Annotated in this window: 22 protein-coding genes; 15 read left to right on the top strand and 7 right to left on the bottom strand. The window is 63.9% G+C overall.

What is annotated here, in order from left to right:
* The first annotated feature begins 8 nt into the window (after positions 1-8).
* From NKJ94_RS04125 to NKJ94_RS04115, 3 genes are all read left to right on the top strand, one after another.
* Positions 9-1,076 (top strand): M14 family metallopeptidase, encoded by a 1,068-nt coding sequence (locus NKJ94_RS04125; protein ID WP_352523111.1) that lies wholly within the window; start codon positions 9-11, stop codon positions 1,074-1,076.
* A 223-nt stretch (positions 1,077-1,299) separates the two neighbouring features.
* Positions 1,300-3,489 (top strand): anthranilate synthase, encoded by a 2,190-nt coding sequence (locus NKJ94_RS04120; RefSeq protein ID WP_352523110.1) that lies wholly within the window; start codon positions 1,300-1,302, stop codon positions 3,487-3,489.
* Positions 3,490-3,521: 32 nt separating this feature from the next.
* The gene (locus NKJ94_RS04115) at positions 3,522-4,451 is read left to right on the top strand and encodes a cation diffusion facilitator family transporter (protein WP_352523109.1); all 930 of its coding nucleotides are present in this window, start codon (positions 3,522-3,524) and stop codon (positions 4,449-4,451) included.
* A gap of 6 nt (positions 4,452-4,457) precedes the next feature.
* On the opposite strand, the gene NKJ94_RS04110 is transcribed toward NKJ94_RS04115, so the two are convergent.
* From NKJ94_RS04110 to NKJ94_RS04100, 3 genes are all read right to left on the bottom strand, one after another.
* Positions 4,458-4,844 carry a type II toxin-antitoxin system VapC family toxin gene (locus NKJ94_RS04110; protein ID WP_352523108.1) on the bottom strand — a complete coding sequence of 129 codons (387 nt, stop codon included), beginning with the start codon at positions 4,842-4,844 and terminating at the stop codon, positions 4,458-4,460.
* Complete coding sequence (locus tag NKJ94_RS04105; RefSeq protein ID WP_352523107.1) at positions 4,841-5,086, bottom strand: antitoxin; 246 nt, start codon at positions 5,084-5,086, stop codon at positions 4,841-4,843. The genes NKJ94_RS04110 and NKJ94_RS04105 overlap by 4 nt, the downstream gene beginning before the upstream one ends.
* A 75-nt stretch (positions 5,087-5,161) precedes the next feature.
* Entirely contained in the window at positions 5,162-6,256 is a 1,095-nt protein-coding gene (locus NKJ94_RS04100) for a hypothetical protein (RefSeq protein WP_352523106.1), read from the bottom strand.
* Between the two features lie 101 nt (positions 6,257-6,357).
* Between NKJ94_RS04100 and NKJ94_RS04095 the strand changes: the two genes are divergently transcribed.
* The 6 genes from NKJ94_RS04095 to NKJ94_RS04070 all read left to right on the top strand — a co-directional run bounded on the left by NKJ94_RS04095 (position 6,358) and on the right by NKJ94_RS04070 (position 13,153).
* Positions 6,358-6,810 carry a DsrE family protein gene (locus NKJ94_RS04095; protein ID WP_352523105.1) on the top strand — a complete coding sequence of 151 codons (453 nt, stop codon included), beginning with the start codon at positions 6,358-6,360 and terminating at the stop codon, positions 6,808-6,810.
* A gap of 71 nt (positions 6,811-6,881) precedes the next feature.
* A complete protein-coding gene (locus NKJ94_RS04090) occupies positions 6,882-7,685 on the top strand; it encodes an SDR family NAD(P)-dependent oxidoreductase (RefSeq protein ID WP_352523104.1) in 804 nt (267 codons plus the stop codon).
* A 49-nt stretch (positions 7,686-7,734) separates the two neighbouring features.
* Entirely contained in the window at positions 7,735-8,043 is a 309-nt protein-coding gene (locus tag NKJ94_RS04085; protein WP_352523103.1) for a putative quinol monooxygenase, read from the top strand.
* 527 nt (positions 8,044-8,570) lie between these two features.
* Complete coding sequence (locus tag NKJ94_RS04080) at positions 8,571-9,659, top strand: AbrB family transcriptional regulator (protein WP_352523102.1); 1,089 nt, start codon at positions 8,571-8,573, stop codon at positions 9,657-9,659.
* A 192-nt stretch (positions 9,660-9,851) separates the two neighbouring features.
* Complete coding sequence (locus NKJ94_RS04075; RefSeq protein ID WP_352523101.1) at positions 9,852-11,939, top strand: TonB-dependent siderophore receptor; 2,088 nt, start codon at positions 9,852-9,854, stop codon at positions 11,937-11,939.
* Positions 11,939-13,153 carry an MFS transporter gene (locus tag NKJ94_RS04070; RefSeq protein WP_352523100.1) on the top strand — a complete coding sequence of 405 codons (1,215 nt, stop codon included), beginning with the start codon at positions 11,939-11,941 and terminating at the stop codon, positions 13,151-13,153. The genes NKJ94_RS04075 and NKJ94_RS04070 overlap by 1 nt, the downstream gene beginning before the upstream one ends.
* Positions 13,154-13,174: 21 nt before the next feature.
* Here NKJ94_RS04070 and NKJ94_RS04065 read toward each other — a convergent pair whose 3' ends face one another.
* On the bottom strand, positions 13,175-14,335 hold the full coding sequence (locus NKJ94_RS04065) for a siderophore-interacting protein (protein ID WP_352523099.1): 1,161 nt from the start codon (positions 14,333-14,335) through the stop codon (positions 13,175-13,177).
* A 121-nt stretch (positions 14,336-14,456) separates the two neighbouring features.
* Positions 14,457-14,687 carry a hypothetical protein gene (locus NKJ94_RS04060; protein ID WP_352523098.1) on the bottom strand — a complete coding sequence of 77 codons (231 nt, stop codon included), beginning with the start codon at positions 14,685-14,687 and terminating at the stop codon, positions 14,457-14,459.
* Positions 14,688-15,240: 553 nt separating this feature from the next.
* On the opposite strand from NKJ94_RS04060, the gene leuA reads away from it, so the two are divergent.
* The 4 genes from leuA (at position 15,241) to NKJ94_RS04040 (ending at position 20,646) form a co-directional block, all read left to right on the top strand.
* Positions 15,241-16,980: a 2-isopropylmalate synthase gene (gene leuA / locus NKJ94_RS04055; RefSeq protein ID WP_352523097.1), complete on the top strand. Its 1,740-nt coding sequence runs from the start codon at positions 15,241-15,243 to the stop codon at positions 16,978-16,980.
* 143 nt (positions 16,981-17,123) lie between these two features.
* A complete protein-coding gene (locus tag NKJ94_RS04050) occupies positions 17,124-18,908 on the top strand; it encodes a tetratricopeptide repeat protein (RefSeq protein WP_352523096.1) in 1,785 nt (594 codons plus the stop codon).
* Positions 18,909-19,090: 182 nt separating this feature from the next.
* Positions 19,091-19,894, top strand: a complete 804-nt coding sequence (locus NKJ94_RS04045) for an alpha/beta fold hydrolase (protein WP_352523095.1) — start codon at positions 19,091-19,093, stop codon at positions 19,892-19,894.
* Between the two features lie 134 nt (positions 19,895-20,028).
* Positions 20,029-20,646 carry a hypothetical protein gene (locus NKJ94_RS04040; protein ID WP_352523094.1) on the top strand — a complete coding sequence of 206 codons (618 nt, stop codon included), beginning with the start codon at positions 20,029-20,031 and terminating at the stop codon, positions 20,644-20,646.
* A gap of 22 nt (positions 20,647-20,668) precedes the next feature.
* Here NKJ94_RS04040 and NKJ94_RS04035 read toward each other — a convergent pair whose 3' ends face one another.
* Positions 20,669-21,601, bottom strand: a complete 933-nt coding sequence (locus tag NKJ94_RS04035) for a metallophosphoesterase family protein (RefSeq protein WP_352523093.1) — start codon at positions 21,599-21,601, stop codon at positions 20,669-20,671.
* A gap of 53 nt (positions 21,602-21,654) precedes the next feature.
* Between NKJ94_RS04035 and NKJ94_RS04030 the strand changes: the two genes are divergently transcribed.
* Positions 21,655-22,155, top strand: coding sequence for an NUDIX domain-containing protein (locus tag NKJ94_RS04030; RefSeq protein ID WP_352523092.1), 501 nt, complete (start codon positions 21,655-21,657; stop codon positions 22,153-22,155).
* Between the two features lies 1 nt (position 22,156).
* Here the strand turns inward: NKJ94_RS04030 and NKJ94_RS04025 are convergent, their stop codons facing one another.
* Positions 22,157-23,146, bottom strand: a complete 990-nt coding sequence (locus NKJ94_RS04025; RefSeq protein WP_352523091.1) for a glutathione S-transferase family protein — start codon at positions 23,144-23,146, stop codon at positions 22,157-22,159.
* A gap of 272 nt (positions 23,147-23,418) precedes the next feature.
* On the opposite strand from NKJ94_RS04025, the gene NKJ94_RS04020 reads away from it, so the two are divergent.
* Positions 23,419-23,955, top strand: a complete 537-nt coding sequence (locus NKJ94_RS04020) for a GNAT family N-acetyltransferase (protein WP_352523090.1) — start codon at positions 23,419-23,421, stop codon at positions 23,953-23,955.
* Positions 23,956-23,962 lie beyond the last annotated feature (7 nt).

Here is a 23,962-nt window from a genome sequence, read left to right as displayed (position 1 = left end):
AGGACAGCATGCAGAAATCCATCGAACGCATCGCCGGCGACAGCGAAGGCGTTTCCTACGAATTTCCCGTCTTCCGCTTCGCCGGGTCGGACAGTACCGCGCCTTCCGCCTATCTGCAGGCGGCGCTTCATGCCGGCGAATTGCCGGGCGTCGTCGCCATCGACGCGCTGGTGCCTATGCTGGCGAAGGCGGAAGCCGAAGGCCGCGTCAGGGGCAATATCACCATCGTGCCCTGGGCCAATCCGATCGGCCGCGCGCAATATCTTTACGGCGAGCACCAGGGCCGCTTCCATCTGGGCACGCGCACCAATTTCAACCGCGCCTTTCCGCTGCTCGCCGCACCCGACATCGCGCTCTTGCCTGCGCATGGCACGGTCGACCAGCGACTGAAGACGCGGCTGCTGCAACTCTCCATCGGCCGCGACATCGTGCTCGACCTGCACTGCGATGACGAGGGCCTTGCCTATCTCTACGTCCACACCAGCCTGTGGCCAGCCATGGCGGATTGTGCGGCGGCGATGGGCGTCGATGCGGTGATGCTATGGGACGAAGACCCCGACGGCACCTTCGAGGGCGCCTCGATCATGCCGTATCAGAATGTCCCCGCCGACGTCGCGCGCTTCGACCGGCGCGTCGCCACCACGGTTGAATATCGCGGCATACTCGACGTCGACGGCGCTCTGGCCGGCGCCGATGCCGAAGGGCTCTACCGGCTGCTGGTGGCGCGCGGCGTCATCCTGGATCGGGCGCTGTCACCGCCCGGCGGCTTTGCCGGGCCCAGTCCTTTTACCGGTATTGTCGCGCCGCTCGAAAACATCGATATGATGCCGGCGCCCCGCTCGGGCGCGATCCTTTATGACGTGAAGCCGGGCGACCGGGTAGCCAAGGGCGCGCGGCTTGCCACCATCGTCCATGCGCCCGGTGAGCCCAATGGCCGCACGGAAGTATTGGCGCCGCAGGCGGGCATTATCCTGACACGGCGTTCCCGGCGCATCATCCGTGCCGGCGAAGACCTCTTGAAGCTGGTCGGCGACAGGAAGAGCGCCGATGCAAGGTCGGGGACGCTGGAGGACTGAGGCCTTCATTGAATCCAGTTGCGCGGCCGTCCAATCGCCGCTATGGGAATCGCCATGAATATGCGTTCGATCAAGACCATTTGGTGGTGGGCTCGCTGACAGCGGCCTGTTCGAACGCGTTCGCGTGAAAATAGAGGGTGGCCGCAGCGGAATGTCCGGGCGGCCATTTGTTTTTCAAGCCATTCCCGGGTCCGTTGCCCCAAAGACGCTGATGGAGACGGCAATGACGACGAAAGTTCTGGAGAATGGAGCCGAGCGCTTCGTCACGGCGGGTGGCGTGGCGATCACCCGCCAGCGCCATGATCGGCCGTATGAGGGGGCGATCGACAACTATGTCGATGGCCTGAACTCGCGCCGCGGCGCGGTGTTTTCCTCGAATTACGAATATCCCGGCCGCTATACGCGCTGGGACACCGCCATCATCGATCCGCCGCTGGTGATCTCGGCACACGGCCGCGCCATGCGCATCGATGCCTTGAACAGCCGTGGCCAGGTGCTTTTGCCGGTGATCGGCAAGGCGCTTGCCGGTCTTGACGACGTAACGATCGCCGAGACGTCGCAGAAACTCATCCGCCTCGACATCGCCAAGCCCGGCCGTGTCTTCACCGAAGAGGAACGCAGCCGCGTCCCTTCGGTCTTCACCGTGCTGCGCGCCATCACCGCTTTGTTCAAGACCGAGGAGGACGCCAATCTCGGCCTCTATGGCGCCTTCGGCTACGACCTCGCCTTCCAGTTCGATCCGGTCGACTACAAGCTCGAGCGCAAGCAGAGCCAGCGCGACCTCGTGCTGTTCCTGCCCGACGAGATTCTCGTCGTCGACCACTATTCGACCAAGGCCTGGACCGATCGCTACGACTACTCCGGCGACGGCTTCTCGACCGAAGGCCTGCCGCGCGACGAAATCGTCGAGCCGTTCAGGACCGCCGACCGCATCCCGCCGCGCGGCGACCACGAGCCCGGCGAATATGCCAAGCTGGTGCGCAAGGCGATGAAGAGCTTTGAACGCGGCGATCTCTTCGAAGTTGTGCCGGGGCAGATGTTCTACGAGCGCTGCGAAACCCAGCCTTCCGAGATTTCGCGCAAGCTGAAGAGCATCAACCCCTCGCCCTATTCCTTCTTCATCAATCTCGGCGAGGGCGAATATCTGATCGGCGCTTCGCCGGAAATGTTCGTGCGCGTCAACGGCCGCCGCGTCGAGACCTGCCCGATCTCCGGCACCATCAAGCGCGGCGACGACGCCATTTCCGATAGCGAGCAGATCCTGAAGCTGCTCAATTCCAAGAAGGACGAGTCCGAACTCACCATGTGCTCGGATGTCGACCGCAACGACAAGTCGAGGGTCTGCGAGCCGGGCTCGGTGCGCGTCATCGGCCGCCGCCAGATCGAGATGTATTCGCGCCTGATCCACACTGTCGACCACATTGAGGGACGGCTGCGCGAAGGCATGGATGCTTTCGACGCCTTCCTGTCGCATGCCTGGGCAGTCACCGTCACCGGCGCGCCGAAATTATGGGCCATGCGCTTCATCGAGCAGAACGAGAAGAGCCCGCGCGCCTGGTACGGCGGGGCGATCGGCATGGTCAATTTCAACGGTGACATGAACACCGGCCTGACGCTTCGCACCATTCGCATCAAGGACGGCATTGCCGAGGTCCGCGCCGGCGCCACGCTGCTCTTCGACAGCATTCCCGAGGAAGAAGAAGCCGAAACCGAACTGAAGGCATCCGCCATGCTCTCCGCCATCCGCGACGCCAAATCAGGCAATGCCGCCAGCACCGAACGCAGCACGGCGCGTGTCGGCGACGGCGTCAACATCCTCCTGGTCGACCACGAGGACAGCTTCGTCCATACGCTCGCCAACTATTTCCGCCAGACCGGCGCCAATGTCTCGACGGTGCGCACGCCGGTGCCGGACGAGGTCTTCGACCGGCTGAAGCCAAACTTGGTCGTGCTGTCGCCCGGCCCCGGCACGCCGAAGGACTTCGACTGCGCCGCTACCATCAAGCGAGCTCGTGCGCGCGACCTGCCGATCTTCGGCGTCTGCCTCGGGCTGCAGGCGCTGGCCGAGGCCTATGGCGGCGAGCTGCGGCAGTTGCATATCCCGATGCATGGTAAGCCGTCGCGCATCCGCGTGTCGAAGCCGGGCATCATCTTCTCCGGCCTGCCCAAGGAGGTGACGGTCGGCCGTTACCATTCGATCTTTGCCGATCCGGTGCGGCTGCCCGATGGTTTTGTCGTCACCGCCGAGACCGAAGACGGCATCATCATGGCCTTCGAGCACCGCAAGGAGCCAATCGCCGCGGTGCAGTTCCACCCGGAATCGATCATGACGCTTGGCCACAACGCCGGCATGCGCATCATCGAGAACATCGTCGCGCACCTGCCGCGCAAGGCCAAGGAAAAGGCCGCTTAATTCGAGGGCTCAGTGTTGGGATTTCTTCCCCAGTGACCGCGGTGGATAGCAAAGCCGCCGCCAGGCAGAAGGTCGCCAGCCTCGCCTTCTGGTCGATCGTCGTCGCCTGCGTCGTGCTCGGCCTGAAGCTGGTGGCCTGGTACGTCACCGGTTCGGTTGCGCTTTATTCGGACGCACTGGAATCGATCGTCAACGTCATTGCCTCGGCGGCCGCCTATTGGGCGATCCGGGTCAGCTACAAGCCGGCCGACCAGGACCATCCGTTCGGCCACCACAAGGCCGAGTATTTCTCGGCCGTCCTGGAAGGCGTGCTGATCGTGCTTGCCGCATTGCTGATCCTCAACGAGGTCTGGTGGTCCTGGCAGCATCCCGCCCCGCTTGAGCAGCCATGGACCGGCCTCGCCGTCAACGGCGTCGCAACGGTCATCAATGCCGTCTGGGCCTCGACGCTGATCCGCACCGGCCGGGTCGAAAAATCACCAGCGCTGGTCGCCGACGGCAGGCACATCATGACCGACGTGGCGACCTCGGTCGGTGTGTTCATCGGCCTGGTCGGCGCCGTGCTGACCGGCTGGCAGGTTCTCGATCCGGCTCTTGCCGTGATCGTGGCGCTGAACATCCTGTGGCAGGGCTGGCACGTCATCGGCTCGTCGATGAACGGCCTGATGGACCGCGCCGTCGACACTCAGGAACATATCCGCATCCGCGACATCATCTCGGCCAATTGCAAGGGCGCGCTCGAGGTCCACGATCTGAAGACGCGAATCGCCGGCCGCGCCACCTTCATCGAGTTCCATCTGGTCGTCGACGCCGACATGTCGGTCGGGGCCAGCCACGTCATCTGCGACCGTATCGAGGACGCGCTGCAGGCCGAGATTCCTTCCGTCCGCGTCATCATCCATGTCGAGCCCGACGACGAGGCGAAACTGCCCAAGGGCACGACGGCCGTGCCCTTCGCGTGAAGCAATTCACCACGTTTCGATTGCGAGATCGTTGATCCGTTCGAATTCCCGTACATTGCGGGTGATCAGCGTGAGATTTCGGGCACGCGCCTGCGCGCCAATCAACGCATCATAGGGGCCAATCGGGGTTCCCGACGTCGCAAGCACTGCCCGAATCTCGCCGGCATGCCTTGCATCTTCCCGATCGAATTCGAGAACCGGGAACTGGAGTGCTTCGATGCGCGACAGATTGTCGGTCTTTCGCTGACTCTTTTGAGCACCATAGTAGAGCTCGTGCACTACAATCGCCGACATTGCGAAATCCTGCGGGCCGTGGGACGTGAGCCGCGCCAGCAGGTCCGCATCGCCTTTCATAACGGCAATGACGGCATTGGTGTCGAGCAGATAGATCACTTGAAGGTCTCGTCCAAAGCCGGTCGATGCTGCTCAGCCGGACGTTCCAGCGCTGCCTCGGCGAAATCGTCATCGAGCGGACCGATCACCTTGTCGAGCCAAGCCCAGTCCTGCGCAAGCGGTTCGAGAATGACACCTTGGCCATGGCGGCGAATCGAAACCTCATCGGTTTCGAAGCGGAATTCCTTTGGCAGGCGAACCGCCTGCGAGCGACCTGACCAGAACACCTTTGCCTTTTCCATCGCGCTCAGCTCCTAAAAAGATATACGGCAAAGATATATACCGTCCCCATGGATGACAAGATGGCCGACCAAATTTCACGGCCCGCACGCGGCCTGCGGCATCGGCTCCAGCCGGTAGACCTTGTCGTCGGAGCTGGTGTCGTCCTCCGCCGAGCACAAATCGACGATCGGCAGGCCGCTGTTCGGGTTGGCCAGCATCATCGTGCCGTTGGCGCCGCGGCGAAGGAAGACCTCCTTTTGCGCGATATCGCAGGAGGCACCACCCGTCTTCGCGCTCGCCGCGCAGCGCCATTGGTCGCCCTCGCCCTGGCAGTTATAGACCTGCGTGACCTTGGCCGATTTCTGCCGCGTGGTAACCGAAACGGCGATATCGGCGCCGCTTGGCCAATTGGCCGGATCGCCAGCTCCGGCGAAAGACGCCAGCTCGACCGGTCCGCGATAAACCCGGATCGTCTGCGTCAGCTGATCGGGATGCGAGCCGAGATGCGCGGCATCGTAGTCACGACCGTAGCAGAAGGCCTGGTCCGGCTTCAGCCGCTCGCGCAATGGCGGGCCAAGTGCCGGATCGATCGGGTCGATGCGCGCGAACTCCGCCTTGCAGGTCGCGGCCGGCATCGGGTCGAGCCTGAAGCCGTTGTCGTCCTTGCCCAACGCCTGCCGTTCGTACTCCGCCTTGCCGAGCTCGTCTTCCGATCCCGCGTCTAGATAGAGGTCGGGCTGCACGTCCGAGACGATCAGCCGGCCTTTGTCGTCGACCTTCAGCGAAGCCATGGTGCGATCGCAGTCCATGCCGCAATGGATCGGGCCGGTCTTGCCGTCCTCCGACTCATGACTGCACCAGCCGCCGAGCCATTCCGGCGCCTTTGCGCCGCGCACCGTCGTCGCCATGAAGCCATTGTAGGAGGAATCGACGCCGGTGCTTGGCTCCTCGTTCGGCCGGCTGACCGGATCGCGGCCATAATAGAAGAAGATGCGCGTCACCTTCTGGTGCGGATGCGACTTGAGATGCGCGGGGTCGTAGACGCGGCCGAAGCAGGCGTCCTTGCCGTCCGGGCTGAGCTCGGTGAGTCTGAGCGTGTCGTCGGCGAAAGCAGTGCCCGCGACGGCGGCAAGCAAGGCAACCCCAAGTCGGGCGCCCACAATGGTCCCCATTATGGTCCTCGACGTCATGCTACCCCTCCGTTGCCCCGACAAGACGTGGCGTCAATTTATGCTAGGATCGGGGCCGAGGCCACGCAATTTGCGCGGGCCGGCAAATAGGAGATGAAGCCATGCGACGCCGCGATATTTTCCGCGTCGGTCTTGCCGGGGCCGCCGGGCTTTTCGGGCTGCGCCCCATCAAGGCCGCAGCCATTGAAGTCAAGGCCGTAGAAGAGGAAAGGCAAAAGGTCGCCTATCACCTCAGCGATCTCAACAAGGTCAATTTCGTGCTCGGCAACATCAAGAACCACTTCGAAGGCACCGACGGCAAGGTCGACATCGCGCTTGTCGTGCACGGCCCAGCACTTGCTGCCTTCAAGTCGAAGGGCATATCCGCCGCCATTTCCGGGCGTTTCGCCGGCCTTGTCCAGGACGGGCTCAGCCCGCACGCTTGCGCCAACACCATGCACGGCATGGATATCGGCCTGGCCGACCTGCTCGACGGCTTCCACGCCGCCGACAGAGGCGGCGTCGTCAAGCTCGCCGAATTGCAGCGCCAAGGCTACGCCTATCTGCGGCCATAGGCTTTTACGGACTTGAACGCGAGGACTGCGAGGGCCTACGAAGAGCAGGCAGAGTCCCCGGAGGAATAGACGTGCCAGCCACCACGACCACCACCCTTGTCAGCCCCACTCTGGTCATCCCCGACCTCGCAGGAAAGGCGGTGCTGGTCACCGGCGCCTCGACCGGCATCGGCGCGGCGCTTGCACTTGCCTACGCCGCGCAGAAATGCCGCGTCGCGCTGCACTACAATTCGAGCCGGGTGGCTGCCGAAAACCTGGCCGCGACCATTCGCAACGGCGGCGGCGAGGTATTCCCAGTTCAGGGCGATTTCTCGATCCCCGCCGATGTCGAGCGCGTCGTCGAGGACAGTGCGCAACAATTCGGCCGGCTCGACGGCCTCGTCAACAATGCCGGCGGCATGCTCGGCCGCGTGCCCTATGCCGAGCAGACCGAGGCGCATTACGACGCGGTGATGGACCTCAACGCCCGCTCGGTGCTGACAGCTTCGCGCAAGGCGATCCCATGGCTGAAGCGGCAGGGCGGCTTCATCGTCAACACCTCCTCGATCGCCGCGCGCAACGGCGCCGGTGGCGGCGCCGGCCTTTACGGCTCGGCCAAAGCCTTCGTCTCCAACGTCACGCGCGGCATGGCCAAGGAGCTGATCGGTTTCAACATCCGCGTCAACGCGGTGGCACCCGGCACGATCGCCACACCTTTCCACGAGCGCTACTCGACCGACGACCAGATGAAGGGGATGATCGCCACCATCCCGCAGGGCCGCGCCGGCACCGCCGAGGACTGCGTCGGCGCCTATCTGTTCCTCTCCTCCGATCTGTTGAGCGGCTACATCACCGGCCAGGTGATCGAGGTGAATGGCGGCCAGTTGATGCCGTAGACGGCGAATTGCATACTCCTGGTCGCGTAATCTCAACGGAGCAAAGCGAATGTACGGACTGATCGGCAAGATGCGGGCGACGCGCGGCCAGCGCGACGCAATGATGGACATCCTGCTCGCCAGCACCGGCGCCATGCCCGGCTGCCTGAACTACATCATCGCCACCGACCCGGCCGATGCCGACGCGATCTGGGTGACCGAAGTGTGGACCGACGCCGAAAGCCACAAGGCTTCGCTGCAGCTGCCCGAAGTCCAGGCGGCGATCGCCAAGGCACGGCCGATCATTGCCGGGTTTGAATTCCAGGTGGAAACGCATCCTGTCGGTGGTTTCGGGCTGGCTGGAGTGAAGGCTGGCTAAGGCCGAGGCGCGATAGGCCGGCGAGACAGCGCCCCCCTCTGGCCTGCCGGACATCTCCCCTACGAGGGGGGAGATTGGCCGTCATCTTGGCTTTCGCCAATCACCAAACGTCACAGGAATGAGCGTGGCGCTGGAACAGCCGATCTCCCCCTCGTGGGCAGGGCTATCGCAGATGGAAAGCCGAGGCTTTCGCTCTACGATGTACCCCCACCCCTAACCCCTCCCCACAAGGGGGAGGGAGACTTCCGTTGGCGCTGACCTCGGCAAATTGCCTGCCTTTCGGCGCCAAAAGGAGAAGCAAGGGTGCGCGGCAGCGTTCCCTCCCCCTTGTGGGGAGGGTTAGGGTGGGGTCCATCTTCGTAAGAATCCAAATGCGATTGCCCTGCCCTCGTGGGGGAGATGTCCGGCAGGACAGAGGGGGGGGGCGCGAAGGATCGCTACGGATGGCGTGGTGCTATCGCCACCCAAGGCTATTTTCTCCGGCAAAGAGGGTTCGCATTTTTCCCCGACCGGTCTAAGAGCCGGATATGGATTCTTCCCCGAACCTGCCGGCCATCGAGCACCTGGCGCGGATTCACAAGGCCTGGCAGTGGCCGGTCCTGGTGGTGGTCTCGGTGCTGTTTGCCGGCGCGCTGGAACTCGCTGCCCTGCCCGCCGCGCTCTTGATCGGGCCGATGCTGGCGGCCATCGTCGCCGGCACCAACGGCGCCACGGTGCGCGTGCCGCGGGTTCTGTTCGGCTCCGCCCAGGCGGTCGTCGGCTGCCTGGTCGCCAGTTCCATCTCGGCCGATATCTTTCCCGTCTTCTACAGGGAATGGCCGCTGTTCCTTGGCGTCGTGATGGCGACAGTCGCGGCATCCAGCCTGCTCGGCTGGCTGATCAGCCGCTGGCGTATCCTGCCCGGCACCACCGCGGTCTGGGGCTCGTCGCCGGGCGCCGCCACCGCCATGGTGCTGATGGCCGGTGCCTTCGGCGCCGACCAGCGCCTCGTCGCCTTCATGCTGTATCTGCGCGTCATCTGCGTCTCGATGACGGCGGCCCTGGTGGCCAAGCTTTGGGTCGACACCTCAGGCATCGAGGTGCCGGCCATCGTCTGGTTCCCGCCGGTCGATCCGCAGGGCTTGGCCGCAACTTTCGCTGTGGCGCTGGTCGGCGGCCTCGCCGGAAAGCTTTTCAGGCTGCCGTCGCCGTTTTTCCTCGGCACCTTCATTTTCGGCACCCTGATTCATCTCGGGCTCGGCGTGACGATGCAGCTACCGCCCTGGCTGCTTGCTCTCAGCTATACGATGATCGGCTGGAGCATCGGCCTGAATTTCACCAGGGCCATTTTGCGCCACGCCGCCCGCGCGCTGCCGCAGATCGTCGGCTCGATCATTGCCCTGATCGTGTTTTGCGGCGGCCTCGCCTTCCTGATCAGCCATCTGCTCGGTATCGACCCGCTGACCGCCTATCTGGCGACCAGCCCCGGCGGCATGGACAGCGTCGCCATCATCGCCGCCGCCGCGCAGCATGTCGACATCTCCTTCGTCATGGCGCTGCAATCGGCACGCTTCCTGATCGTGCTGTTGGTCGGGCCAAGCGTGGCGCGGCTGGTGGCGAGAAGCCTGAAGCCATAACGGCCTGCCGCATCCGCTCTTGAATCCCTAGCCGGTTTTCCTGAAACCGGACGCACTTTGCTGCCGGGCAACCACATCGGACCAGCCTGCGCACAAGCCTCAAAAATAACTTGACTCAAATACTCAGATTTGAGACCGCCTTCCGGCAATGTTGCACGGAAGAATGGAGACGAGTTGATGCGGACACGGGCGATGACATGGCTCCTAGGGATATCGTTGCCAGGCAGCGTTGCCATGCTCGGCCTGTCCGGGCCGGCGCATGCTCAGGACCAGGGAGGCGTCACCGTTCTCAACAAAATCGAGGTGGATGCCGAGAGCGACGAGATTCTCGTGCAGGACGGCTACGTCGCGAAGAAGGACCGCATCGGCACCAAGACCGACACGCCGATCGCTAGGATTCCGCAAGCCGTTTCGGTTGTGACGCAAAAGCAGATCGAGGACCAGAAGCCACGCACGCTGAACGAATCGCTCGGCTATACCGCCAGCGCCAATCCGAACAGCTTCGGCTTCGACACCCGCTACGACGCCTTCTTCCTGCGCGGCTTCCAGGCCTTCTACAACGGCATGTTCCGCGACGGGCTGCGCCAGTACAACGGCCCCTCGGCCTGGTTCAAGACGGAGCCCTACGGCATCGAGGGCGTCACCATACTGAAAGGTCCCGCATCCTCGCTTTACGGCATCAGCGGTCCGGGCGGCATCGTCAACGTCGTCACCAAGCGCCCCAAGGAAGAACGGTTTCGCGAAGTCGAAATGCTGCTTGGCGAGCACAATCGCTTCCAGGCCGCTCTCGACGCTTCCGGCCCGGTGACTGAAGACGGCAGCATCCTCTATCGCTTCACCAGCCTCGGCCGCACCAGCGATACCGACCTGCCCGGTTATCCCGACGACAAGATCTATCTGGCGCCGGCCGTCACCTTCAAGCCGGACGAGGATACCAAGCTGACGATCCTCGGCGAATATTCGAAATCCGTCACCGGCGGCACGGCTGCATTCTACAATTCGGGCGGCGCTCTGACGAATCTCTATGAGGGCGATCCCGCCTGGAACGACTTCGACCAGACCCAGGGCCGCATCGGCTACGAATTCGAGCACCGTTTCAACGACGTGCTGACGGTCCGGCAGAACCTTCGCTACAGCGCCGTCGACAGCGACATCGAATATAGCGGTCATTATCCGAGCGGCCCGGATCTGAAGCGCTACTGGGGCCACTACACCGAGACCATGAAGAACTTCGTCGTCGACAACATGGCGCAGTTCGAATTCGATACCGGCCAGATCAGGCACACGGCGGTAGCCGGCGTCGACTACGCCTGGTCGAACTATGACGCCGGCAGCGGCCTGTCCTATGTCTCCGTCGACGACATCAAGGCCGCTCCGGTCCCCTACTCCGGCGGGCAGGAGATGAACCAGCTCGGCGCCTACCTGCATGACCAGATGGAGTGGAACGATTTCACCCTGTTCGCCAGCGGTCGTTACGATTGGGCCGATACCACCTCGACCGCCGCCGACTTCACCAAGTCCAAGCAGGACGACAGTGCCTTTTCCGGCCGGCTCGGCCTGTCCTACCAGACCGAATGGGGCATCACGCCCTATGTCAACTATTCGACGTCGTTCTCGCCCAATATCGGCTTCGTCTATGACGACGTCAGCAGCCCTATCGGTCGCGTCGCTCGTCCGACCATCGCCACGCAGAAGGAAATCGGCGTCAAATACGAATTTGCCGACTACAATGCCGCCGTTAGCGCCGCTCTGTTCGACATCGACCAGAAGGACGGCGTCGTCTTCGACGCCTCGCAAGGCATCAACAAGCAGCGCCAGCTCGACCTGAACTCGCGCGGCGTCGAACTGGAAGCCAGCGCCTCGCTCGACAACGGCCTCAGCCTCATCGCCTCCTACACCTATCTGCGCGTGAAAATCGAACGCGGCGCCACGGGAACCGCAGGCAAGGAACTGTCGGCAACGCCAAATCACATCCTGTCGCTCTGGGGCCAGTATCAGTTCGAGAACGGCACGCTGGAGGGGCTCGGGCTGGGCACCGGCGTTCGCGTCGCCGGCTCGAGCTATGGCGACGACACCAACACCTTCAAGAACGATGCGCGCGCTTTCGTCGACGCCTCGCTGTCTTATGATTTCGGCTACCGCAACCCCAAGCTTGAGGGCGTGAAGCTGCAGGTCAACGCCAAGAACCTGTTCGACGGTCAAAAGCCCATCTGCTCGGCCGGCTATTGCTACCGCGACGAGGGCCGCTCGCTGTTCGCCAGCCTTCGCTACCGCTTCTGATGTCGATCGCCGTTTCCAGCCGGACATCGTCGCCTGTCGCAATCGTCCTGGCGATCGGCGCGCTTTATGTCTCGCAGAGCGTGATCGGCGGCATCACCTGGGCGGGCCTGCCGGCGGTGATGCGCGACCAGGGCCTGCCGCTTGATCGGATCGGCCTGGTTTCGCTGATCGCGCTGCCATGGGCGCTCAAGTTTCTGTGGTCGCCGGCCGTCGAGCGCTATCGCCTTCCGCCCGTCGGCAAGAACCGCACCGGCACCATCGTCGCCGCCGGTGGGCTCGTGTCCATCGCCGGGCTGTGGGCGGTCGGCGCGCTCGGGCCGGAGGCCTGGTGGCCGGTCCTCGCCTGCCTGACCGCCGTCGCCTTCGCCGCTTCGACCGTCGATATTGCCTGCGATGGTTTCGCCGTGCAGAGCCTGGCCAGGGAAAACCACGGCTGGGGCAACGCCGCGCAGGTCGGCGGCGCCTATCTCGGCTCGGCCATCGGCGCCGGCCTGTTTCTGCTTCTGGTCGACGCTTATGGCTGGCGCATCGCCGTTTGGGCGATGGCCTTGCTGCTTCTGCCGCTCGGTCTGCCCTTCCTGCTCGGCGCGGCCGGCCGCGCGCGCGAGGAGACGCGCGAGCATGTTCCCAGCCTCCTTGACGCGTTGAAGCGTCCCGAAATTCGGCGCGGCCTGGCAGCGTCGGCCATCTATGTCCTGGCGCAGAAGGCGGCGCTGGCCATGCTCGGCCCATTTCTGATCGACGCCGGGCTCGACCTCTCGATGGTCGGGCTTGTCAACGGCGTCGGCAGCATGTTCGTCGGCCTGGCTGCCGCACTCGCCGGCGGCGCTCTCGTCAAATGGTTCGGCCCGCGCAACGTGCTCGTCCTGGCGCTTGTCCTGCAGGCCGGATCGCTGTTCTTCTTTTCGGTCTTCGATCTCTCGGGCGGCTTCTCGACCACCGCTTTGATGGTCGTCGCGGTGCTCAGCTCATCGGGCTTCATGGCTCTTGGCTTCGTCGCCCTTTACGCGCAGTTCATGCGCTGGTCCGATCCAAGACAGGCGGGCGTCGACTTCACGCTGTTCCAGTGCATGGACGCATTGGTGAGCATGGCCGGCGGGATCGCGGCCGGCTACGCCGCGCAGTATTTCGGCTATGGCGCGTTCTTCGCCGGCGCCGGCCTCGTCGCGCTGCTGGCGGCCCCGGCGATCGTCGTGGTATCCGACCGCCGCTGACCGCAGAGCATCCGTTGTGCGCTATTCTTCGCTGCCGTCCGCCCCTTTATCGCCTTGCGTCCCGCGGCGCCAATAGGCGGTGACCAGATGCCGGTCGCGCGGCACGCCCCATTCCTTGCGGACGATCCTGCGGATCTCGCGAAAATCGCCGAACTCGCATCCGGCCCAGACATAGAGATTGCCGGCCAGCGCGGTGCGGCTCCGCTGCTGCAGGACCGCTGGCAGCAGGCTGGCGGTGCCGGCCTCGCGCCCATGCCGATAGAGCCAGGTGACGGCGACGGTCTCGCCCGCGGCCAGCGGGATCCGGTCCTCGGGGCCATCGACCTCGATGAACGCTTCGGCGCGGCTTGACGGCGAAAGCTGCTCCAGGATCCTGCCAATCGCCGGAAGCGCGGTGTCGTCTCCGAGCAGAAGCAGGTTTTCTGCCTCGGGCACGCCGCCGCCACCCGGTCCGATCATGCCGATGACCTCGCCGGCAAGCGCCTTTTCCGCGAAAGCTGCGGCGGGCGTATCCATGCCCGGGTGGAGGACGAAATCGACATCCAGCCAGCCGCTTGCGGCGCCCAGTGCCCGGATCGTGTAGACGCGCACCACGAGAGCGTCCTCGCCCGACGGCCAGACCATCAGGCCGTCGGCGCCCATCGCCGGCCACACCGGCGGCCTGCCGCGCGGCGGCAGCAGCAGCCGCACATGCAAGCCGCCACGGCCAAAGCGCCCGAGATCGTTGCCGGTGAAGCGGACACGCTGCATATGCGGAGAAATCCGCGTCGACGACACCACCGTGATCTCGCGGAAGAAGACCGGCGTGCCGGCATGGCTGCCATCGCCCTGCCAGGCAATTCCCCTGGTCGTGCCGAGATGTTCCGAAAAATGGCCGGCGACCGCCATCTTCATGTAGGACAGGCAGGTCTCGTCTTCGGCCGCGACCCGGATCAGCACGCTTTCATCACCGAGCGTGGCCTTCAACGAGCCGTAATGCGTGCGAAATTCCCATTGATCGGCAAGGCCGGTGTCGATCTCGAACTCGCCGTGCTCGGCGCGCAGCCTGTCCATCACCGACCGGATGGCGGCACCGCTGATCTGGGTTTGCGCGCTCAATTGCTCCATCGCTGCAGCCTTTCCGATGCCGTTGAACCCGAGATCGCCATAGACGCCGGCGCCCTCGCCATCGCGGCATGCCACAACCGGCCCGACGTTTCTACTAAAAGATGATAAACAGAGTCATGTTTTGCATTAAGCCAAAGGATCCAACGCGAGCAACAAGCACCCGTGTCGGCGAGGGTGGTCTAAATGACCCTCAACTTCAGCTGATCACCAGGCTGGAGATGCGGTCGCCGTTCAGCGTGAAGGCCATGTCGGCTGGATAGAGGACTTGCACCTCCAAGCTGTCGATCATGCTCGGCACACACAAAAAACCCGCCTCGGGAGGCGGGTCATTGGCGCCAATCAGCACCATAGCCGAATTAGTAGCATAGCTGCCGGCACAAAGCAAGAACAAAGTTGGCCTGCCTTCAGTGTTGAATCGCGGCTCCATTCCAGCTTGGGTTCCTCGCCCCACGAAAGTGGGGAGAGGTGGCTCGGCGAAGCCGAGACGGAGAGGGGGAACCGCGCTCTACGAAGGCCCCCTCTCCGGCCGCGGAGCCTGTCCTCGGGCTTGCCGAAGGCAAGACCCGTGGGCGGCCACCTCTCCCCCGCTTCGGTGGGCGAGGAACCCAGGTCTCGAGAGTCCCAGGGACAGCACCTCCTCCGGCAGCTTCGCCGACGGTGCTTGCTCCCACTTGCCTCGCTTTGCCCGCTCCTGTATGAAAACCGCATGAGCCCGCGCGCCACCTCTTTTGCGTCCCGTCCGACCGGCATGGCCGGCCAGACCGTTCGCGCGCTCGCCTCCACCCTGCTGCTTCTCGGCCTTATCGGCGATCGCCGGGTTCGCTGAAGGAGCGCCCGGCGGTCGAATTGCCGCTCACGCGCACGCTCCTTGGCCAGTCACAAATTGGCACGTCACATCAAGCGATCGAAATTCTGGTAAAGGCGCCGCTCGCCACCCATCCGCCTGAAGCTGGATCCGCGAGCCGCCGGGAGAAAAGACGATGAACGCACGAGAAGATATCCGTCTGAATGTAGAGGAAATCACCAAGTCTGCGGTAAAAGGCATGCCGGACGCCCCCCGCAAATACCAGCCCTATCCGACCGTCGGCCTTGCCGATCGCACATGGCCTTCGAAAGTGATCGACAAGGCGCCGATCTGGTGCTCGGTCGACCTGCGCGACGGCAACCAGGCGCTGATCGATCCGATGGGGCAGGAACGCAAGGCGCGCATGTTCGCCCTGCTGCTCGACATGGGTTTCAAGGAGATCGAGATCGGCTTCCCCTCGGCCTCGCAGACCGACTTCGATTTCGCCCGCTGGTGCATCGAACAAGGCAACGTGCCCGCCGACGTCTCGCTGCAGGTGCTGGTGCAGTGCCGGCCGGAACTGATCACCCGCACTTTCGAGGCGCTGAAGGGTGCCACCAACCCGATCGTCCATTTCTACAACTCGACCAGCGAACTGCAGCGCCGCGTCGTCTTCGAGAAGGACGTCGCCGGCATCAAGCGCATCGCCACCGATGCGGCCAAGATGATCACCGACATGGCGGCGAAGGCCGGCGGCGGCTACCGTTTCGAATATTCGCCGGAGAGCTTTACCGGCACCGAGCTCGAAGTGGCGCTGGAGATCTGCAACGCGGTCACCGAGATCGTCAAGCCGACGGCGGAAAACAAGCTGATCATCAATCTGCCCTCCACGGTCGAGATGTCGACGCCCAACATCTATGCCGACCGCATCGAATGGATGTGCCGCAACCTCGACAATCGCGAGAACCTGCTGATCTCGCTGCATCCGCACAATGACCGCGGCACCGGCATTGCCACCACCGAACTCGGCCTGATGGCGGGTGCCGACCGCGTCGAAGGCACGCTGTTCGGCAATGGCGAGCGCACCGGCAATGTCGACATCGTCACGCTGGCGCTCAACATGTACACGCAAGGCGTCGATCCCGGGCTCGACTGCTCTGACATCAACCGCATGAAGGACGTCTACGAATACTCCAACCAGCTGAAGATCCCCGAGCGCCACCCTTATGTCGGCGAGCTCGTCTACACCGCCTTTTCCGGCTCGCACCAGGACGCCATCAACAAGGGCATGAAGGCGCTGCGCAAGGCCAACACGCCGCACTGGGAGGTGCCCTATCTGCCGATCGACCCGGCCGATGTCGGCCGCAGCTACGAAGCCATCATCCGCATCAACTCGCAGTCCGGCAAGGGCGGCATCGCCTATGTGCTGCATGCGGATTACGGCCTCAACCTGCCGCGCAACCTGCAGATCGAGTTCAGCCAGGCTATCCAGGCGATCACCGACGCCGAAGGCAAGGAGGTGCCGGTCAAGCGCATCTACGAGCGCTTTCTCGACACCTATGTCGACCAGCCCGGCGCGCGGCTGAAGTTCCTCGACCACCACACCTATCCCGACACCGAGGTCAAGGGCCGGCGCGTGGTTGAAGCGGTGATCCTCGACAGGGGCAAGGAGGTGACCATTACCGGCACCGGCACCGGCCCGATCGACGGCTTCGTCGATGCGCTGTCGCGCCATGTCGGGGTGCCGATGTCGGTGCTCGATTATTCCGAGCATTCCATGCAGCGCGGCTCGAATGCCTCGGCCATTTCCTATGTCGAGATGGAACATCCGGGCGGCAAGCTGTTCGGCGCCGGCATCAACACCAACATCGTCGCCGCCTCGCTCGAAGCCGTGGTTTCGGCCGCCAACCGCATCGTCGGCCAAAAGCGCGGCTAGCCGAAACTGCCAGGCTCGCGCCATCAGCCCACCGGAAATTTATCCGGTGGGTACGCTATCGCACCATAAGCACATGCTTGTATGGCAGCGCCAGCGCTATATGATCGTACCTCAACCTGTGCCGGATTCGAAGGGATCGACACTTGCAGCATACCACGCCTGCCGCCCCCGCAGTGCGCGAAACGTTGGAGCGATTGCTTGCCAGCGAAACGTTCGGGCGATCCGAGCGTGCGCGCAAGCTGCTCCGTTACCTGGTCGAGCGCGAGCAGGCAGGCGAAGCCGACAGGCTCAAGGGCTTCTCCATCGCGATGGACGTTTTCGGCAAGGACGGCGATTTCGATCCGTCGACCGATGCGGTGGTGCGGGTGCAGGCCGGCAGGCTGCGCGAGCTTCTGCAGCAGTACTTTGCCAATGAGGGTGTTGCCGAACCGGTCCGCATCGCCATTCCGCGCGGCGGCTATGTTCCATCCTACGAACTCAACGTCATTCGCTTGCCGCCCGAGGTGGAGACCAAGCCGGGACCAGCAACAGAGGAAGCGGCGACAACCGTCCTTCCCGGATCGCCGGAAGATGCCCGCAACCGGGCACATCCGGCTGCATTGCTGAGCGTTCCAGCCCTCACCCCCGCCGCACCTTCGCTGCAGCGCCATTTGCAGTTCTTCTGGCTGGCGATCGCGCTGGTCATCCTCATGCTGGGCGTGCTGATCCTCCGCCAGGGCAGCGTGGTATTGCTGACCGGCGGCGACACGGCGGTCGAGACCGCGGTTGCGACCGGCAGCATAGCGGCGCCTCCGGTTGAAACCCTTCCCCAGGTTTACATCGCCATCAAGGCCGACAGCGACGCGGCTCGCCGCGTTGCCGCATCGCTGCGCGCCGGCCTTAGCGGCTTCGATACCATCAATTTCATCGGCCGTGATGCCGATAGCCCGCCGGATCCACTTACCGACGCCGCCAACTTCGTGTTCGATGTCCTGCCCGGGCCGCGCACCGGCGACATTGCGCTCGAGCTGCAAAGCGTGGCGACCGGCCGCGTGCTGCTGTCACGCAACCTGACCGCCGGCGACATCACGAACTCCGCCATCGAGGACCATATCTCCGACATTTTGAGCTCGGCTCTTCCCGCCTCGGGCACGATCTACAATTACATCGAGCAGAGCGGCATCCAGACCGGGCTGACGGCGTGTCTGGTGCTCAACGGCAAATATTATCTCGACCAGAACGCCAAGACGCACGAAGCCGCTTACCGCTGCCTCGAAGATCTTGCCAACCGGGAGGCGAAGTCGTCGCTCGTCTATTCGGAACTCGCGTCCTTGCATCTCGAAGCGGTCACCGACCACTACCCCTACCCCGCCGACGCGACGATCGAAAAAGCGATGACGTTTGCCCATCGCGCCATACAGATGGGCCCGACCAGCCCCTATGCGCACCGTGCCCTTGGTTATCTCAATTCGCGCATCGGCAATTCCGAGGAATCGATCCGCTGGATGCGCAAGGCCTACGAGCTCAATTCCTACGATCTCGCAATGGCCGCCGCCTATGGCTACGGGCTGATTTTCGCCGGCAGATACAGCGAGGGCACACCGATCCTTGCTCACGCGGTGGATATCGCCAGCGCCCATCCGACATGGTGGGATTACGGGCTGTTCGCCGGAGAGTTCATGATGGGCGACATGAACAAGGCCACGCTTGCCAGCGACGGCTTGCGAACGACGGAAATGAAATCGCATTATCTGGCGGCGCGGCTGATCGGTGCCAGGGCCGCCGGCCGCGAGAAGCTGACGAGCAGGCTTCTGCAAGAACTGACCACCAAATTCCCGAAATTCGCAGCCGATCCGCGCACGACCTTTGTCGAACGGAGATATCCCGCCGATCTGACCAACCGTCTGGTCGAGGCCCTGCGCGCCGCCGGGCTTGGCGGCGCCAGTTGACGTCTTCCGGCGCCTGAACGACGTCAGGTGATCGCGAAAATTTTACTGGCCATCCGCACGGCCAAAGCGCAATTCAGACACGATTGAACCGGCCCAAACGGATCGCGGCATAAAGACCAATCGCGGCACAAAGACTGATTCCCGGCATCCGGACTGATCCCGGCACAACCCATAAAGTTTGCATGACCCCATCCCTTTACGCTGCCGAACGGGGCACCGGCCCGACGACGATTGTCTTCCTGCATGGCTTCGGTGGCTGCCACGACGACTGGCGCGATGTCGTCGCGCCTCTGGCACCGGGCGCGCGGACCTTGGCCTACGATCTGCCGGGTCATGGCTTGTCGTTTGATTTTCCGGGCGGCGGTCCGGCCAGGATCGCGGCCAGTGCCGTCCTTGCGAACCTTTCCGCTCGCGGGATAAAGCGGGCCCATCTCGTCGGCCATTCGATGGGGGGCGCCGTGGCCGCCCTGATGGCATTGAGCGAGCCGGAAAGAATTGCCTCGCTGACGCTGCTGGCGCCGGGCGGTTTCGGTCCTGAGATCAATGGTCCGCTGCTGCGTCGCTACGCCGCCGCTGCCGGCACGGATGAAATCCGCGCCTGTCTTGCCGCCATGTCGGGACCGCAATGCTGGCCCCCGCAGCATAGGGTCAATCTCCTCAACGAAATGCGCCAGCGTCCCGGCCAGCTGCGGACACTTGTCGAGATCGCAGCGGCCATGACCAGGGATGATCGGCAAGGTGTCATCCGGCGCGAACGGCTCGAAACGCTGAACATGCCGGTCATGGTGGTTTGGGGAAGCGACGACGCGATGCTGCCCGTTAGCCAACCGGACGGCCTGCCGAAGCATTTTCATCTGCACCACGTGCTGGAAGCCGGCCATATGCTGGTCGAGGAAGCGCCCGGCCTGATCGTCGAGGCCGTCCGTCGCAATATGAGGCGCCGCAGCAGACGGCTTCGTCCAGGATTCGCTGCAGCGGCGAGCTGATCGGTCTTCACGCAGGCACGGCGGCGGCGCTGGTGCTCCTCCAGCGAACCCTTGCCGGTCCATCGATCTCGCAAGTGCATTTTGCCGGCGGCTGTGTTAATTCGGTGTTAACCAAACCCCGCGAGGCAACGCCGATGAAGGACGCAGGCGAGAACATCACCCAGATCGATCAGTCGCGAAAACTGTCCGATGCCATTCGCGACATCAAGAACGCCTTCGCCGACCGCGACGACGTCGTGGTCGACATGCGCGAAGCGCATCGCATGCGGCTTGATCTGCTTGCCGCTGAACTCGCGCCGGTCTTCGCCGACGTGCCCACCGACATGGACAGTTTCGACTTCGCCGTCTCGTCCGGCCTGCAGCCACGGCTGTGGATCGACGCCGTCAGCCATGTCGCCATGGGACGCGACCGTCGCACCTATCGCTTTCTCAAGGACACGCGCATCGGCCGCGTCGTGCTCGCCGAGTCGACCGAGATGAAGATCGTTGCCGATCAGGTGACGCGCTATGTCGCCGAGCGCGTCGTCGAACGCCAGAGAATGATGGAAGGCGGCATCGAGCAAGCCGTCGCCAGCCTGAAACGCGCCCTAGTGGCGGAGGCCGAGCCGCCGCTGCAGGTCCCTGCGCGCAGCAACGGCTGGTCGGCGTTCTTCGCGGGCCTCGGCCTGATCGCCGCCGGCGCCCTGGTCGGCCTAGCGGTTTCGCTCGTGCTGTTCTGGGACCGCATCGTCGCGATGAAAATCAGCTTTTAGAGCGACACGCTCCCAGCTGAATTCATCGCGCTCCGGCAAGCGTGGCGTCGGCCTCGACGCCAAGCTCCATTGTCTGCAGGTCGCTGGGCGGCAAGGCCGGCCCGGTCAGGCCGCGGCGCGTCAGCCTGATCCGCCAATCGTCCTTTTCACCGTCGATGTCGAGCAGATTGTATTGCGCCGGCGCATGCGAACTGCCGGGGGCCTGCCCGGTGGCGGCGACCCCGACCACCGGAATCTTGGTCTTGCGGGCACCAATGAAGAAGAGCGACGGCACATGCGAATGGCCGTGCAGCACAAGTTCGGCACCGTGCCGGTGAAGAACCTTGTGGAAGCGGGAGATGCCGAACAGCCGCTTGTTCTGCGAAACGGCGCCGCGCACCGGCGGGTGGTGGATCATGATCACCCGGAACAGGCCTCGCTTGCCTGTGGTGTCGAGCATGTCGCGCAGCCTTTCCGCCTGGCCTTCCAGAAAGAAGCCGTTGGCCATGAACGGAGCCGTGGCGCGCGCCGTCGAGACGCCGATCAACGCAACATTGCCGCGTACGCGCAGATAGGGAAAGGTGTTGCGGTCGACCGGCGTATTGACGCCGTCGCCGGTCATCCACGCAGCCCAGGACCGGCAGGTCTTGTCGAAGGCGCCCGGCACATAGGCGTCATGGTTGCCCGGCACGACCGATACGTCATTGGGCGAGCCCAGCGTCTCCAGCCAGTGTTTGGCCATCTCGATCTCGCCGTCGAGCGCCAGATTGACCAGGTCGCCGGTGATCGTGAGATGATCCGGTCCGCTGGCCTTCATGTCGGCGACGATCGTGTCGATGACGGCATCATGCATGTGGCGGCGGCGGTTGCGCTGCCAATTGACGTAGCCGACCACGCGCTTGGAGGCGAGATCGCGATAGGTTACATCGGGAAGCGGCCCCAGATGGACATCGGAAATATGCGCGAGCCTGAACATCCTTTCTTCATAGGCGACACGCGCGCCGCTTTCCACTCACGGTTTCGCGGACGATGACGACGCCGGATCCGGAGCAAGCCCTGCGTCAGACCGGCTGGCCGGGCTTCCGGGCAAGGCTGTTTCACTTGTATTTCGTACTGCGGCGGCCGATGACGCTCGGCGTGCGCGGCCTGATCCACGACCGCCGCTCCAATTCCGTCTTCCTCATCCGCCACACCTATGTTCCGGGCTGGCACCTGCCCGGCGGCGGTGTCGAGTTGGGCGAGACGATGACCGAGGCGCTGACGCGCGAACTGTTCGAGGAAGGCAACATCGCGCTGACTGGACCGCCGGTGCTGAAATCTCTGCATTTCAACCGCCGGGCCAGCCGCCGCGACCATGTCGGCCTCTATCTGGTCGAAGAGTTCGACCAGCCAGCACCTAAGCTGCCCGACCGCGAGATCGCCGAAGCCGCCTTCTTTCCGCTCGACCGCCTGCCCGAGGGAACGACGCCGGCGACGCTGCGGCGGATTAACGAGATTTTCGACGGCGCGGCGGTCTCGCCCTACTGGTAGATCACGCCGCCTTCCTGAACCGGTCGCGGTCGTGCAGCGCCGCATAGTCGAGCTCTGGCCCGACCGGCACGATGCGCGTCGGGTTGATGGTCTCGTGGCTGCGGTAATAGTGCGACTTGATGTGGTGCAGGTTGACCGTGCCGGCGACGCCGGGCACCTGATAGAGGTCGCGCAGATAATTCGACAGATTCGGATAGTCGGCGATGCGGCGCAGATTGCATTTGAAATGGCCGACATAGACCGGGTCGAAGCGGAGCAGCGTCGTGAACAGCCGCCAGTCGGCCTCGGTGATGTGGCCGCCGACGAGATAGCGGTGCTTTGACAGGCGGTTCTCCAGCGTGTCGAGTGCCGAGAACAATTCGCCGAACGCCTCCTCGTAAGCGCCCTGCGTGGTGGCGAAGCCTGCACGGTAAACGCCGTTGTTGACCGAGGGATAGACCAGCGCATTGACCGCATCGATCGCGCCGCGCAACGGTTGCGGATAGAAGTCGAGCTTGGCATCGCCCCATTCGTCGAAGGCCGAATTGAGCATGCGGATAATCTCGGAGGATTCGTTGGACACGATGGTCCGCTCGCGTTTGTCCCACAGCACGGGAACGGTGACCCGGCCCGAATAGCCGGGATCGGCCCTGGTGTAGATCTGGTGCAGGAAATCGAGGCCGTAGAGCGTGTCGCCGGTGGCGCCGTCCTCGGCCAGGAACGTCCAGCCGTCGGCGCCCATGAAATGATGAACGACCGAGACGGAAATCACGTCCTCGAGTTTTTTGAGCACGCGAAAGATCAGCGTCCGATGCGCCCACGGGCAGGCGAGCGAGACATAGAGGTGATAGCGGCCGGGCTCGGCCTTGAAGCCGCGTTTTCGCCCTTCGGCCGGCGCGCCGTCGCGCGTCACCCAGTCGCGCCACTGCGACTGCGCCCGCACGAATTTGCCGCCGCTCTCCCCGGTATCGTACCAGCGGTCCTGCCATTGGCCTTCGACTAGCAATCCCATGAAATGTCCTTTCGCGTTCCTGCCCGATGTAGGGCATGAAATGGACCTGCCGAAATCGCCAGCGCTGAACAGATCGTCAACCGCTGCGCCGTCGAGTGCAACCGGCCGATTGCGGCGGCTGAAAATTGGTGCTAGCGGACAATCCGCATGTTCGACTTTGCCGTGATCCGGTTCGACCGACGACGAAAGAGCGCCCGCGCTTGATGAAGCGCTGACTGGCGAACGCTGCCGCTTGCAGCAAACCTTTCCTCGCATACCGGAACGCAAAGACCATGAGCCTTGCCGACGTGAAATACCTGCCGGAAACTCCGGCGCATGATTCTGAAATCGAAGCCATCAATGACGAGGCCTTCGGGCCGGGCCGTTTCGTGCTCGCCGCCTACAAGATTCGCCAAGGTGGCCCGCATGAAAGCGCTTTGTCCTTCGTGGCCGTCGATGGCGCAACCGTCGTCGCCTCGGTCCGGATGACGCGCATCGCCGCCGGCGCCGGCCGCGCGCTGATGCTCGGGCCGCTCGCCGTGCAGCCGGCCTTCAAAAATCTCGGCATCGGCCGCCGGCTGGTGGCAATCGCCCTGCAAGCCGCCGCCAAGGCTGGCGCGCCGGCCGTGATGCTGGTCGGCGACGAACCCTATTACGGCCCGCTCGGCTTCAAGAGGCTCCCGCGCGGGCAGATCTCGATGCCACGTCCGGTCGACCCCGACCGGCTTTTGGCGCACGAGATCGTGCCGGGCGCGGTGGCAAAGCTGGTGGGAGAGGTTTGCCACGCCGACCAGGCAAGGATTGCCGAGCACATCGCCGCGATGGCGTGACCATGCC

It is taken from the genome of Mesorhizobium sp. M0060 (assembly GCF_040323155.1).
Lineage (GTDB): Bacteria > Pseudomonadota > Alphaproteobacteria > Rhizobiales > Rhizobiaceae > Mesorhizobium.
This window is presented reverse-complemented; position numbering and strand designations above follow the sequence as displayed.